General features: G+C 69.5%; 11 protein-coding genes. 4 read left to right on the forward strand and 7 right to left on the reverse strand.

Annotated elements, in window-relative coordinates; all coding sequences use genetic code 11:
• On the reverse strand, positions 1–1,104 hold the full coding sequence (locus QRN16_RS11910; protein ID WP_285186948.1) for an LLM class flavin-dependent oxidoreductase: 1,104 nt from the start codon (positions 1,102–1,104) through the stop codon (positions 1–3).
• A gap of 160 nt (positions 1,105–1,264) precedes the next feature.
• On the opposite strand from QRN16_RS11910, the gene fgd reads away from it, so the two are divergent.
• Positions 1,265–2,278 (forward strand): glucose-6-phosphate dehydrogenase (coenzyme-F420), encoded by a 1,014-nt coding sequence (gene fgd, locus QRN16_RS11915; protein WP_285186901.1) that lies wholly within the window; start codon positions 1,265–1,267, stop codon positions 2,276–2,278.
• Here the strand turns inward: fgd and QRN16_RS11920 are convergent.
• Both QRN16_RS11920 and QRN16_RS11925 read right to left on the reverse strand, forming a co-directional pair.
• Complete coding sequence (locus QRN16_RS11920; protein ID WP_285186904.1) at positions 2,238–2,708, reverse strand: MarR family winged helix-turn-helix transcriptional regulator; 471 nt, start codon at positions 2,706–2,708, stop codon at positions 2,238–2,240. The two genes, fgd and QRN16_RS11920, sit on opposite strands and share 41 nt — an antisense overlap.
• Positions 2,701–4,152 (reverse strand): DHA2 family efflux MFS transporter permease subunit, encoded by a 1,452-nt coding sequence (locus QRN16_RS11925; protein ID WP_502943997.1) that lies wholly within the window; start codon positions 4,150–4,152, stop codon positions 2,701–2,703. The genes QRN16_RS11920 and QRN16_RS11925 overlap by 8 nt, the downstream gene beginning before the upstream one ends.
• A 114-nt stretch (positions 4,153–4,266) precedes the next feature.
• On the opposite strand from QRN16_RS11925, the gene pta reads away from it, so the two are divergent.
• Positions 4,267–6,384, forward strand: a complete 2,118-nt coding sequence (pta, locus tag QRN16_RS11930; protein WP_027506224.1) for a phosphate acetyltransferase — start codon at positions 4,267–4,269, stop codon at positions 6,382–6,384.
• Complete coding sequence (locus tag QRN16_RS11935) at positions 6,381–7,568, forward strand: acetate kinase (RefSeq protein ID WP_285186907.1); 1,188 nt, start codon at positions 6,381–6,383, stop codon at positions 7,566–7,568. The genes pta and QRN16_RS11935 overlap by 4 nt, the downstream gene beginning before the upstream one ends.
• On the opposite strand, the gene QRN16_RS11940 is transcribed toward QRN16_RS11935, so the two are convergent.
• Genes QRN16_RS11940 through QRN16_RS11950 form a run of 3 tightly spaced genes read right to left on the reverse strand, consistent with a single transcriptional unit; the run spans position 7,569 to position 12,174 of the window.
• On the reverse strand, positions 7,569–9,890 hold the full coding sequence (locus QRN16_RS11940; protein ID WP_051613448.1) for a serine/threonine-protein kinase: 2,322 nt from the start codon (positions 9,888–9,890) through the stop codon (positions 7,569–7,571).
• Positions 9,891–9,892: 2 nt separating this feature from the next.
• Positions 9,893–10,864, reverse strand: coding sequence for a glutamate ABC transporter substrate-binding protein (locus QRN16_RS11945; protein ID WP_027506227.1), 972 nt, complete (start codon positions 10,862–10,864; stop codon positions 9,893–9,895).
• Entirely contained in the window at positions 10,864–12,174 is a 1,311-nt protein-coding gene (locus QRN16_RS11950; RefSeq protein ID WP_051613449.1) for a GlnX family signal transduction membrane protein, read from the reverse strand. The genes QRN16_RS11945 and QRN16_RS11950 overlap by 1 nt, the downstream gene beginning before the upstream one ends.
• A 118-nt stretch (positions 12,175–12,292) precedes the next feature.
• Here QRN16_RS11950 and QRN16_RS11955 point away from each other — a divergent pair, with 118 nt between their 5' ends.
• Entirely contained in the window at positions 12,293–12,985 is a 693-nt protein-coding gene (locus QRN16_RS11955) for an NUDIX hydrolase (protein WP_285186908.1), read from the forward strand.
• Positions 12,986–12,988: 3 nt separating this feature from the next.
• Here the strand turns inward: QRN16_RS11955 and thiE are convergent, their stop codons facing one another.
• Positions 12,989–13,672, reverse strand: coding sequence for a thiamine phosphate synthase (gene thiE / locus QRN16_RS11960; RefSeq protein ID WP_056442251.1), 684 nt, complete (start codon positions 13,670–13,672; stop codon positions 12,989–12,991).
• Positions 13,673–13,755 lie beyond the last annotated feature (83 nt).

The following is a 13,755-nucleotide window of genomic DNA, read 5'->3' on the forward strand; positions in this document are numbered from 1 at the left end:
TCACGGTCCCGCCGTGAAGCCCGCAGCGCGCCGGGAATCGTCCTCGCCCCACAGCAGTGGTTCGGGAAGTTCCTTGCGCACTCGCGGCACCACCTCCTCGGCGAACTGGCGGAGGATGTCCTTCTGGTGCTCCGGTTCGAGCAGGTGGTTGATCGACACCGACTGCAGGACATGCCCGTATGCGTGGTGGTAGTCCACGATCTTCTCGGCGACGCGCTCCGACGACCCGACGAGCGCGGGACCGCGATCCACGGCCTCCTCGATCGAGCGGAAGCTCGTCACCTTGCCCACCGCCCCGGGATCGTGCCGACGCTGGTCGGCCTGTGCCACCGCACCCTCGTAGAGCGGGCGGTACTGCTCGACGGCCTGATCGGTCGTCTCCGCGAGGAACAGCCCTCCCGAGCCGGACCCGACGAAGGCGAACCGGGGATCGTGCCCGGCCTCGGCGTACTTCTCCCGGTAGCGGTCGACGAGGACGGCGTAGTTCTCCCGCGGCTGGAATGCGTTGGCCGTGACGAGGGGGTCACCCCACCGGGCCGCGAGGTCGACGGCGTGTGTCGACGTCGCCGACCCGTGCCAGACGCGGAAGGGACCGGCGAACGGCCGCGGCAGAGTGGTGGCGTTCTCGAGCGGAGTCCGGTGCTGCCCGGACCACGTGACGTTCTCCTCGCGGATCAGTCGACGGAACAACTCGTAGTTCTCGGTCAGGTACTCGTACTGGCGCGCGATGTCCTTCCCGAACAATGGGTACTGCCACGCCTCGTTGCCCTTGCCGACGACGATCTCGAGCCGCCCGTGGCTCAGCTGGTCGACGGTCGCGAGGTCCTCCGCGAGACGCACGGGGTCGAGTACCGAGAGCACCGTGACGCCGGTCGACAGCAGAATCCGGTTCGTGGCCTGTGCCAGCGCGCCGAGGATCACCGTGGGGCTCGACGACAGGACGTCCCCGGCGTGACGCTCGCCGACCGCGAAGGAGTCGATTCCCAGCTGGTCCGCGAGCACGGCGAGGTCGACCACTCGGTCGAGCCGCTCGGCAGCGGGTACCACCTCCCCGGTGACGGGGTGGGGCGGATTGAAGACGATGTCCAGGACCTGAAAGCGCACCACAGCCTCCTCGCGCTCGTGCAACCTCCCACGGTGCCGGGCCGCCCGCCTCGGTGACAGGGTTGCGCGCACTGCGATTCGAAGGCCTCGGGCGGATCGGAGGCCCCGACTGATAGACATGACGGTGACCGGGGTTCGGCGGTAGACGAGGGAGTTCGGCGTGGCACAGGAACTGAAGCTGGGATACAAGGCGTCGGCCGAGCAGTTCGGCCCCCGCGAGCTCGTGGAGATCGCCGTTCTCGCGGAGTCGTCGGGCATGGACTCGGCGACCGTGAGCGACCACTTCCAGCCCTGGCGCCACGAGGGCGGCCACGCACCGTTCTCGCTCGCGTGGATGACGGCCGTCGGTGAGCGCACGAAGACCCTGCAGCTGGGCACGTCGGTGATGACCCCGACGTTCCGCTACAACCCCGCCGTCATCGCGCAGGCCTTCGCGACGATGGCGTGCCTGTACCCGAACCGGATCATGCTCGGAGTGGGTACGGGTGAGGCTCTGAACGAGATCGCCACCGGATTCGACGGTGAGTGGCCGGAGTTCAAGGAGCGGTTCGCGCGTCTGCGCGAGGCTGTGTCGCTGATGCGCGAGCTGTGGCTCGGCGACCGCGTCGACTTCGAGGGTGAGTACTACAAGACCAAGGGCGCATCGATCTACGACGTGCCCGAGGGCGGCGTCCCCGTCTACATCGCCGCCGGCGGCCCGGTGGTCGCCCGCTACGCAGGACGCAGCGGTGACGGCTTCATCTGCACCTCGGGCAAGGGCATGGAGCTCTACACCGACAAGCTCATTCCGGCCGTCGCCGAGGGTGCGGCGAAGATGGAGCGGCCCGTCGACGACATCGACCACATGATCGAGATCAAGATCTCGTACGACACCGATCCCGATGCGGCACTGGAGAACACGCGCTTCTGGGCTCCGCTGTCACTGACGCCGGAGCAGAAGCACTCCATCGACGACCCGATCGAGATGGAGAAGGCCGCCGACGAGCTGCCGATCGAGCAGGTGGCCAAGCGGTGGATCGTCGCGTCCGATCCCGACGAGGCCGTCGAGAAGGTCAAGCCGTACGTCGACGCCGGTCTCAACCATCTGGTATTCCATGCGCCGGGCCACGATCAGCGTCGGTTCCTGGAGCTGTTCAAGACCGATCTGGAGCCCCGTCTGCGCCGTCTGGGCTGACGACGCCGGAGGACACCGCGCCCGACAGGATCCGGTGCAGCACCGCGGCGTCCTCGTCGCCGAGGTCGGCGAGCGAGTCGGGTACCGGGTCGGTGATCGTGTGCACCCGGTCCATCAGGGCGCGGCCGTCGTCGGTGATCGTGACGCGCTTGCTGCGACGATCGCTGTCGTCGACGGTGCGGCGGACGTAGCCGCGAGACTCGAGTTCGTTGACGCACACCGTGGTCGCCGGCGCGTCCATCGCCGCCGCGGTGGCCACCGCGCTCATCGTCAGCGGTCCGTCGACCAGGCGCCGCAGCACCCGTACCCGGCTGAACGGCATGTCGACCTCGGCCGCCACCCGTCGGCGCCAGGTGTCGCGGTTCTCGAAGACCAGCGAGGTCATTGCGGCCCAGGCCTTGTCTATCGGTCGGCTCCGGCGGTCAGGCACGGGCGGGCTCCGGTGTGCGGAACAGTGCGGCCACGTCGTCCGCGGTCCGCGTGGCCCGCCTGCTCGCGCTGACCAGCCCGAGGCCCGCGACGATCACACCGATGGCGGCCAGAGCCCACCAGACCGTGTGTGTGGAGGCGGCGAACCCCGCGTCGATGCCGGCCGCGGCGCCCGCGGTGGTGAGGCTCCCGCACAGCGCGACGCCGATGCTGACACCGATCTGGCGGCTGGTCGACGCGACCGCCGACGCCGCACCCGCGCGATCGCGGGGCATCCCGCCGACGGCCGCGTTGGTGATGGGGGCGTTGACCAGCCCGAAGCCGACTCCGAAGATCGCGAACATGGCCAGCAGTGCACTGACGGGGGTGCTGGCGGAGAGGCGGGTGAGGGTCAGGCCGGCGACGGCGATGACCACACCGGCGATGGTCATCGAGGGGCGGGCACCCCACCGCGCCACCATCCGCCCGGACAGCGGCGAGCAGATCAGCGTGGCGAGTGCGAGCGGCAGGAAGGACGCTCCCGTGCCGATCGCGCTGAAGCCGCGCACCTCCTGCAGGTACAGCGACATGAGGAACAGGAACGCTCCGTATCCGCCGAAGGCGCACACGGCCACGATCGTCGCCGACGAGAACGGGATGCTGCGGAAGAAGCGCAGATCGATGAACGGATCGACGCGCCTGCTCTCGTAGCGGACGAACGCGACGAACGCGGCCACGGACAGGGCGAACACCGCGAGGGTGATGGGCGACGACCATCCGAGCGAGGGACCCTCGATGAGGCCGAACACCAGGGAGGCCAGCATGACGACACCGAGCAGCTGACCGACCGGATCGAACGCGCGCACGACGGGCGACCGCGACTCGGGGACGAACACGGCGGCCAGAACGAACGCTGCGAGGCAGACCGGGATGTTGATCCAGAAGACGGACCGCCACCCGGAGATCTCGATCAACAGTCCGCCGAGCATGGGACCGAGGGCCATGGAGATGCCGACCACGGCCCCCCACATACCGATCGCCCGAGCACGCTCGGCCTTCCCGGTGAAGACCTGCGTGATGATCGACATGGCGACGGGGTTGAGCATCGACCCACCGATCGCCTGGATCATGCGCGCGAGGATGAGGACCGGGGCGGTGGGGGCGAGGCTGCAGAGCAGCGAGCCGACGGCGAAGCTGACGAGTCCGATCTGGAAGACACGGCGCCGCCCCACACGGTCTGCGGTGGTGCCGGACAGCAGCAGCAGACTGGCGAGCACCAGTGTGTAGACGTCGATGGTCCACTGGAGCTGGGACACGGTTGCGCCGAGTTCGGTGCGGATGGCGGGCAGCGCGACGTTCACGATGGTGGCGTCCATCGACACGATGAGCAGGCTGAGGCAGCACGTGGCCAGCACGATCATCTTGTGACGCTGGTCGAGACCGCCTGACGCGACAGTTGTGGGCACACAAGTATTATGCTTGCGTAGGCTAAGAAAGTGCGGAGTTGTTCCCGGGATCACAGCCCGGTTGCGGGACATCGTCTCGGACGCCCGCGGCGGCGCGCCCATTAGGCTGAGACCATGGTCGCCGCGCCCGCAGACACGCCCAGCTCGCCCGTCTCCAGCATCTACATCGCGTCGCCCGAGGGGGACACCGGCAAGTCGACCATCGCGTTGGGGCTGCTGCGCATGCTCGGTGCCTCGACGGCTCGGGTCGGTGTGTTCCGGCCGATCGCTCGGTCGTCGTCCGAGACCGACTACATCCTCGAGCTCATGATCGACCACACCACCGCGGACACCACGTACGAGCAGTCGCTCGGCGTCACCTACGACGAGGTGCACGCGGATCCCGACGCCGCGCTCGCCGAGATCGTGCGCCGCTATCACGACGTCGCGTCCCAGTGCGATGCCGTGGTGATCGTGGGCAGCGACTACACCGACATCGCCAGTCCCAGCGAGCTGGGGTTCAACGCGCGCGTCGCCGTGAACCTGGGCGCCCCGGTGCTCCTCGCGCTGCGTGGCTCCGAACGCACGCCCGAGGAGATCGCCCACCTCGCCGACGTGTGTCGATCGGAACTGTCGACGCACCGCGCCCATCTGGCCGGCATCGTCGCCAACCGGTGCGATCCCGACGCGTTGGACGACGTCATTGCGCAGCTCTCGACAGAGGACGTGCCGGCGTGGGCTCTGCCCGAGGTACCGCTGCTGGTCGCACCGACCATGGACGAACTGCTGCACGCGATGAAGGGCGAGCTCTACAGCGGCGACGCCGAACTGCTGCAACGGGAGGCCCTGCGCGTGATGGTCGGCGGCATGACGGCCGAGCACATTCTCGAGCGACTCACCGAGGGAGTCGTCGTCATCGCTCCGGCCGACCGCTCCGACGTCGTGCTCGCGCTCGTCAACGCCCACGAGGCCGAGGGGTTTCCGTCGCTCGCCGGCATCGTCATGAACGGCGGACTGACACCGCATCCCATGATCGCCAAGCTCATCGAGGGTCTGCAGCCCCGACTACCGATCCTCACCACCGAACTCGGAACCTTCGACACCGCGAGTGTGGCCGCGTCCACTCGCGGGCGGGTGGCCGTCGGATCGCAACGCAAGGTCGACACGGCGCTGGCGCTCATGGAGCGCCACGTCGACGCCGCCGAGATCCTGGGCCGCCTCGACGTCGCGATGCCGTCGGTGGTGACGCCGCAGATGTTCGAGTACCAGCTCATCGACCGGGCCCGCGCCGACCGCAAGCACATCGTGTTGCCCGAGGGGTCGGACGACCGGATCCTGCGCGCGGCCGGACGACTGCTGCAACGGCAGGTCGCGGATCTGACCATCCTCGGCGACGAGGCGGCGATCACGCGCAGGGCCGGGGAACTGGGGGTGGACCTGTCCGAGGCCACCGTGCTGGATCCGACGAACTCGGAGTACACGGACGACTTCGTCGCGGAGTACGTCGAGCTGCGCAAGCACAAGGGCATGACCGAGGACAAGGCCCGCGACATCATGTCCGACATCTCGTACTTCGGAACCATGATGGTGCACAAGGGTATTGCCGACGGTATGGTCTCGGGCGCCGCGCACACCACGGCGCACACGATCAAGCCGTCCTTCGAGATCATCAAGACCATGGACGGGGTCTCGACGGTCTCGAGCATCTTCCTGATGTGTCTCGCGGACAAGGTGCTCGCCTACGGCGACTGCGCCGTGGTTCCCGATCCCACGTCGGAGCAGCTCGCCGACATCGCCGTCTCGTCCGCGGCCACCGCGTCGATGTTCGGCATCGAGCCGCGGGTGGCGATGCTGAGCTACTCCACCGGCGATTCCGGATCGGGTGCCGACGTGGACAAGGTCCGGACGGCGACCGACCTCGTCCGCGACCGGGCGCCGGATCTGCTGGTGGAGGGGCCGATCCAGTACGACGCGGCCATCGACCCGTCGGTGGCGAAGTCCAAGCTGCCCGACTCCGAGGTGGCGGGCCGGGCGACCGTGTTCGTCTTCCCCGACCTCAACACCGGCAACAACACGTACAAGGCGGTGCAGCGCAGCGCCAACGCCGTGGCGGTGGGACCGGTCCTGCAGGGACTGCGCAAGCCCGTCAACGATCTCAGTCGAGGAGCCCTGGTGCAGGACATCGTGAACACCGTGGCGATCACCGCCATCCAGGCCCAGTCCGGTACCGACGGTCTCGAGGTCGCGAAGTGAGCACGGTGCTGGTCGTCAACTCGGGATCGTCGTCGGTGAAGTTCCAGGTGGTGAACCCCGACTCGGGAAACAGCGTCCTGCAGGGCATCGTCGAGCGCATCGGGGACGCCGACGGGCGCGTGGCCGTCACCCGCGGCGACGACACGACGGAGAAGACGACCGACATCCCCGATCACGTCACGGGCCTCCGGCTGGCGTTCGAGATGATGGCCGACGCGGGACTGCCCCTGGCGGAGGCGGGCATCACGGCAGTGGGACATCGAGTGGTGCACGGCGGCACCGTCTTCAGCGAGCCCACCCTCATCGACGACTCGGTCGTGGCCACCATCGACGAGCTCAGTGCGCTGGCGCCCCTGCACAATCCGGCCAACCTGCGTGGGATCGAGGTGGCGCGCCGGGAGCTGCCCGACGTGCCGCAGGTCGCCGTGTTCGACACGGCGTTCTTCCACACCCTCCCCGCCGCCGCCTCGACGTACGCCATCGATGCGGCCACCGCCGCCGAACACGACATCAAGCGGTACGGGATGCACGGCACGTCCCACGAGTACGTGAGTGGCCGCGTGGCAGAGCATCTGGGACGGTCGCCGTCGGACGTGAACCAGATCGTGCTGCACCTCGGCAACGGCGCCTCGGCATCGGCCGTGCGCGGCGGCGTCGCGGTGGACACGTCCATGGGCCTCACCCCGCTCGAGGGGCTCGTGATGGGAACCCGCAGCGGCGACATCGATCCCGGCATCGTGATGCACCTGCGGCGCAGTGCCGACATGGATGTCGATGCCATCGACGAACTGCTCAACCGCCGCTCCGGTATCAAGGGACTGAGTGGTGTCACCGACTTCCGTGAGCTCCGGCGCCTCATCGACGACGGTGACGAGGCCGCGGCCCTGGCCTTCGACGTGTACGTCCATCGCCTGCGGCGGTACCTCGGCGCGTACATGATCGAGCTGGGCCACGTGGACGTCGTCACGTTCACCGCCGGCGTGGGCGAGAATTCGGCCGAGGTGCGCGCAGCGGCCCTGGCGGACCTCGAGATGTACGGGATCGAGCTGGACGAGGAGCGCAATGCCGAGCGCGGCAAGGGAATCCGTGTCATCTCGACGGACGATTCCCCGGTGACGGTCCTCGTGGTGCCCACCAACGAGGAGTTGGCCATCGCCCGCGCCGCGGTGGCCCTGATCGGCTGATCAGAAGAGGGACTTGGGCCGCACCGCGTTGGCCAGGTCCACCAGGGCGAAGCGGTGCGACCGGGTCCGCGCGGTCCGGGCGAGGGATCGCAGGGCGGTCTCGGCGCCCGTCCGGAGGCCGTCCCGCGTGAAGGGCACGCCGAGCAGCGGCACCGTGGACTCGGGCGTGTGCCCGGACTCCATCCATTCGAGCGCGGTGCCCAGGACGACCGTCCGCAGTTGCAGCGCACGGGGTTCGCGCGCCGGCAGCGCCTCGACGCGCCGCGCCGCCTCGTAGAGCGCACCCTCGTCCATGTCGGCCGCGGAGCCGGAGAGCAGTGTGAGTACGCCGGTCATCCGTGCCATCGAGTAGTGCCGTGACGTGGCGGGCACCAGATCGAGAGTCATGATGGCGTCGAGCAGCGCACCCCGTTCCGCGAGCCTGCGGGCGAGACCGAACGCGGCGCTGACGATGGTGCGATCGGTCCGCCACACCGTGGTGTACATCGTCTCGGCCAGGGCGCACCACGTGTCGTGGCCGTCGTCGGAGGTCTGCTGCGCCAACAGTTCCGCCGTCGCCGCGAGCGCGAGCTTGGGTGCGACCTCGCCGGGCATCGCGGAGAGCACCGAGTCGAACTTGTCGGCGGCGTCGACGAAGTTACGGCACAGCAGCGCGATGGTGCCGCGGTGCCAGTCGACACGCCAGTTGCCCGTCACGTCGTCCAGCCTGCGCATCACCTCCGCGGCCGAATCTCCCTCGCCCAGATCGAGATACGCGCGGGCCTCGGTCAGCACCGCTTCCACGGACCCGACGGAGTCGTCGCCCACGGTGCGATCGAGGCCGTTCTCGCGGGCAAGGCGCAGCGAGTCGAGCGTCTGGTGCGGTTCGCTGTGCACGGCCGCGGCGATGAGCTGCGCACTCGGGTCCGACGTGTCGATCAGGGGGACCGGAAGCGCGGCCACCACGTCGCGCGGATCCAGCCTGGCCACGCGGTGCCGTCCGTCGATGTACACGTCGGTGACGGCTACCTGCTCGTCGGTGCCGAAGGTGGTGCGCTGCGGGCTGAACACCGACGAGAGCGACGGGTGGCTGTCACCCGTCTGCTGCGAGAGGATCTCGCGCAGCACACCACTGAGCTGACTCGCCGCCTCGTCGGCGCTGCGGAACCGGGTGAGCGGGTCGGCGGCCGTCGCGCGTCGGAGAAGCCGGGCGAAGAACTGGTACTCCTGCAGGACGGGCGCGTCCTCCGGGATGCCGTCCACGTACCGCCCGTGCTCCGAGGCGATCTCGAGCGTCAGGACCGCGAGAGTGCGCCCCACGGTGAAGATGTCGGACGCCACCGTGGGTCCGGTCCGCACGATCTCCGGTGCCTGGTATCCGGCCGTGCCGTAGAGGTACCCGTAGTCCTCGAGCTGGCTCACCGCGCCCAGGTCGATCAGCTTGATCTGGTCCTGCGTCACCATGACGTTCTCGGGTTTCAGATCGTTGTACGCCAGACCGATGGAGTGCAGGTAGGCCAGTGCGGGCATCACCTCGAGGAGGTAGGCGATGGCTTCCTGCACAGGCAGTTTCGTGCGCGTCGGGTTGTCGGTCATGATCTGGCGCAGCGTGCGACCGCCGACGTACTCCATGACGATGTACCCCGTCGACGACGGCGCCTCCTGCGAGCCGGGCGCGAGGGGGCGGGGGTGCTCCACGAAGTTGTAGATCTTGACGATGCCGGGGTGGGTCACCTCGGCGAGGAACTGGCGTTCCGCCATCGCCACCGCGTGTGCCTCGGCGTTGCCGAAGTGCAGCAGGCCCTTGAGCACGACCCAGCGATCGCTGACGTTGCGATCGATGGCGAGGTAGATCCACCCGAGTCCGCCGTGCGCGATACACCCCTGCACCTCGTACTGCCCGGCCACCATCTCACCGGGTTCGAGCAGCGGGGAGAAGTCGAAATGCGTTCCGCACCTGTCGCAGTCACCCGACGGATGGGCGGGCCGGCCGTCGACGCTCCGCCCGACGGGGGCGTTGCACTTCCAGCAGAACCGCTTGCTCTCCGGGACGCGGGGGTCCGACATGACAGCGGTCGCGGGATCGACCTCGGGAATGCGCGGCAGTTCCACCAGCCCACCACCGAGGCGACGACGCTTTCCGGTTCGTACGCGGCGGCTCGGCCGGGAGGTGCGCCCCGTGGTGTCCTCGCGCAGCGCGGCCCGCGTCGCATCGTCCTCCTCGGGGCGCACCGAGGCCCTCGTCGCGTCGGAGTCCTGCTCGCGCAGGGCGGCGCGGGTGGCGTCGGGATCCTCGTCGCGCAACGAGGCCCGGGTCGCCTCGAGATCGGGTTCGGTACTCATGATCAGCCGTTGTAGACGGGAAAGGGCGCGCCAGGAGACGGGCCGAGGACGGACAACCACTGGGTGTAGATGCGGTTCCAGGTGCCGTCGCCGCGAATGCGTTCGAGCGTCCTGTTGACGACGCGCACGAGGTCGTCGTGACCCAGCGTCACGCCGATCCCGTACGGCTCCGCGGCGATGGAGAACCCGACGATCTCCAGGTACGGATCCTGGGCGGCGAGTCCGGCGAGGATCGCGTCGTCGGTGCTGACGGCGTCGACACCGCCCTGCTGCAGCACCACGAGACAGTCCGCCCAGCTGGGCACGCTGACGATCTGGGCACTGGGCTGCAGACGCTGTATGCGCAGCAACGACGTGGTGCCCGCCGCGGCGCACACGCGCCGACCGCCGAGGTCACCGACACCCGTGATGCCCGAGCCCTTGACGGCCAGGACCCGTTGATCCGCCTGGTAGTACACGGTGGAGAAGGTCACCCGTTCGCGCCGGGCACACGTGATGGTCATGGTCTTGACGACGATGTCGACCTCGCCCTCGGCCAGGGCGTCGATCCGCTCGGCGGACGCGAGGATGCGGTACTCCAGCCGGTCCGGGTCCCCGAACAGATCGCGGGCGACCTCGCGGGCGATGTCGACGTCGAAGCCGACGATCTCACCGCTCACGGGATCGCGGAAGCTGAACAGGTTGCTGCCGGTGTCCAGCCCGACGACGAGGCGCCCGCGGGCGCGGATCGCGTCGACGTTCGGAGCGGGTACGGGTGCGCCGTCGGGCGCGGCGTAGTTGGGCCGCAGGCTCGCACGGGGGTCGCCGCAGTCCTCCGCCGGTGGCATCGGTGCGCCCGGGGTGACGCCGGTAGCCCCGTCGGGCAGCGGTTCGGCGACAGTGGCGCGGTCCGGCGCCTCCGGCACCGGCGTGGTGTCCGCGCAGCCGGTCAGGACGAGGATGAGCGCGGCGGCGATCACGGCCGCGCGGCGCATCACAGGTACTCCCGGATACGCGACCACATACCGCCCACGACGGCGAGCACGGCCAGGCCGCACACGATGCCGGTGCCCACGGTGAGGCCGGCCAGCACGCCCGACGCACGCTGGACGTCGTCTCGCAGGGACGCGCGGGACGCCTCGATCTCCTCGACGAGAGCCGAGTCGAGCCGACCGAACACGTCGCTGGAGTCGCCGGCAGCCGTTCCGGTGGCGATGGTGACGGCAGTGTCGAAGTCGCCGACGTCCAGCGACGCGTTCATCCGGTCGTGCGAGCTGGTCCAGAGCGACACCAGCGCACGGGCGTCGTCCATCCGGGGACTGTGCGTGTCGTCGTCGTGCGCGAGTGTGCCGAGGGTGTCGGCGAGGCCGGACACCGCGTCGGAGTACGACTTCTCGTAGTCGGCGAAGCCGCCGCGCCGCGTCATGCCGATGGTCTCGTCGGCGCGTGCCTGCTGGGCGAGGATCCGGCTGGTGGTGAGCAGGTCCAGGGGCTCCGCGCCGCGCACCAGAGCGCGGTCGGTGGCGGTCGAGGAGATGAGCCCCGCGACGAGCATCCAGCCGAGCAGCAGTACGACGCCCACCGTGGCACCCGCGAAACCGACGTTGACGGTGCGCTTGGTCTTCCGGCTCAGGAACATCTGCGCGCCGACGAGCACGAGCACGGTGATGCCCAGCACGACGAACGCCGACCAGGGTGGTGTCGCGAACTGGCGCTGCGCATCCGACACGTCACCGGACTTCTCCGCGTGCAGTTCCTCGGCCCACGGCAGGATCGTGTTCTGCATGAGGGTCGACGCCTCGGCCAGATACGCGGAACCCACCGGATTGCCGACGCGGTTGTTCGTCCGCGCGGTCTCGATGATGCCGGCGTACAGCGGCAGGTTCGTGGAGATCGTCGCCAGCAGTTGCCGCGACGTCGCGTCGTCGCTCGCGAGTCCGGTGGACGCGCGGACCACCTCGCCCGCCGCCGCTCCGAGCGAGTCCGTGTACCGACCACGGACGTCACCGGGTTCCAGACCGCCCGAGAGGAAGGCCGTCGCCGCCGTCGCGTCCGCGACCGACAGCTGCACGTACAGGTTCTGCGCCGCATCGGACAGCGGCTCGGTGCGCGCGAGCAGAAGTTCGAGGGTGCGCTGGCGGTCCGACACCGACAGCGTCGTCACGAGAGCGGTGGTCACGAGCGTCGCGACCACCAGTAGACCCACCGCCAACAGCCGGACGGGAGTGGAACGGAGGAACTCCGACCGTTCGGAGCGGGTGTCGACGGGCGCGCGCAGAGTCAGCGCACTCGTCTGCTGTGACACCTCGACCCCTTCCCGCGCGATCGGTCGCCCTCATGTCCGGATTCGAGCATAGGCCCACCGTGGTCCGAGCACAGGCAACGCGAGGAGCAATAAGGTGGGGGAATGCGGACGGTGAACCATGCGCGGTGACGGGGACGGCTGGGTCTTCAGCAGCGACGGGAGCCGGCACTGGGGACGACACGGCGCGGCCGGTCTGCTGTTGCGGGCTCCGACCGGGTCGGCGGGCTCCGTGGTGTTGCTGCAGCACCGTGCGGCCTGGAGTCATCAGGGCGGGACGTGGGCGCTGCCCGGTGGTGCCAGGGACAGTCACGAGAGCGCCGTCCACGCGGCCGTGCGCGAGGCCGGCGAGGAGGCGGGCATCACCGACGACCTGCTGACCGTGCGGGACGAGCACGTCACCAAGGTCGAGGACTCGGGGTGGTCCTACACCACTGTGATCGCCGACGCGGAGCGCGAACTCGACACGGTTCCCAACGGTGAGAGCACCGAACTGCGCTGGGTCGCCGAGCACGAGGTGGACTCGCTGCCGCTGCACCCCGCCTTCGCCGAGAGTTGGCCGTCGCTGCGCACCGTGCCCGTCCGCGCCGTCCTGGCCGCCGGCGCCCCCGACGACCTCCCGGCGCGCACCGTACGACTGGCCGTCGGCAGCTTCGGGTGGATCGTCGACACCGTGCGGGCCGAGAACGTGGACGCGGCGCTCGCCGCCGTCCGGAACGACACCGACCTGCGCGTCGTCGTCGTGACGGCCGACGACGCGGTGCGCTCGGCGGTTCCCGCCGACGTCACCGTCCTGTCGCCGGACGGACTCTGACGGTCAGACCGACGGCAGCAGATCGAGCAGTCGACGGGCCGCCGCCTCGGGGTCGCGAGCCTGCGTGATCGCCCGCACCACCGCGATGCGGGACGCACCCGCCTCGAGCGCCTGCGCGACGTTGTTCTCCTCGACCCCGCCGATGACGAACCACGGCCGGGTGGGATGCGATTCGGCGACCTCACGCACGACGTCCAGGCCCGCGGCCGAACGGTTCGGCTTGGTGGGAGTCGCCCACACCGGTCCCGTGGCGAAGTAGTCGACGCCGTCCTCGATGTCGGCGAGCGTGGCCTGTGCCCGGTTCTGCGTGGAGCGCCCGATGACGACGTCCGGGCCCACGATGCGGCGCGCGTAGTGCACCGGCAGATCGTTCTGGCCGAGGTGCAGCACGTCGGCGCCCGAGGCGAGCGCCAGATCGGCACGATCGTTGACGGCCATCAGCGCGCCGTGACGGCGGCACGCGGCGGAGATGACCGCGAGAGCGGCGAGCTCGTCCTTCGCCTCGATGGCGCCGTACTTCTTCTCGCCCGCCGACCCCTTGTCGCGGAGCTGCACGATGTCGACGCCCCCGGACAGCGCCGCGTCCACGAACTTGGCCAGGTCGCCGGTGTCGCGGCGGGCGTCGGTGCAGAGGTACAGACGGGCGGTGGCGAGCCGCTCGCGGGCGGTGGTCCTCGAAGTCGTCACGAGTGTGAATGTAGTACCACCCTGTACTGCGGGAAGGCCGGAGGCCGGTCGGGTGATGGCGGGAAGGCCGGAGGCCGGTCGGG

Source organism: Rhodococcus sp. MEB041, from assembly GCF_030208955.1.
Taxonomy (GTDB): domain Bacteria; phylum Actinomycetota; class Actinomycetes; order Mycobacteriales; family Mycobacteriaceae; genus Rhodococcoides.

Coding starts and splice junctions, on each gene's coding strand:
- pta (WP_027506224.1), top strand. CDS start 4,267: ATGGTCGCCGCGCCCGCAGACACGCCCAGCTCGCCCGTCTCCAGCATC.
- QRN16_RS11955 (WP_285186908.1), top strand. CDS start 12,293: ATGCGCGGTGACGGGGACGGCTGGGTCTTCAGCAGCGACGGGAGCCGG.
- QRN16_RS11940 (WP_051613448.1), bottom strand. CDS start 9,890: ATGAGTACCGAACCCGATCTCGAGGCGACCCGGGCCTCGTTGCGCGAC.
- QRN16_RS11945 (WP_027506227.1), bottom strand. CDS start 10,864: ATGCGCCGCGCGGCCGTGATCGCCGCCGCGCTCATCCTCGTCCTGACC.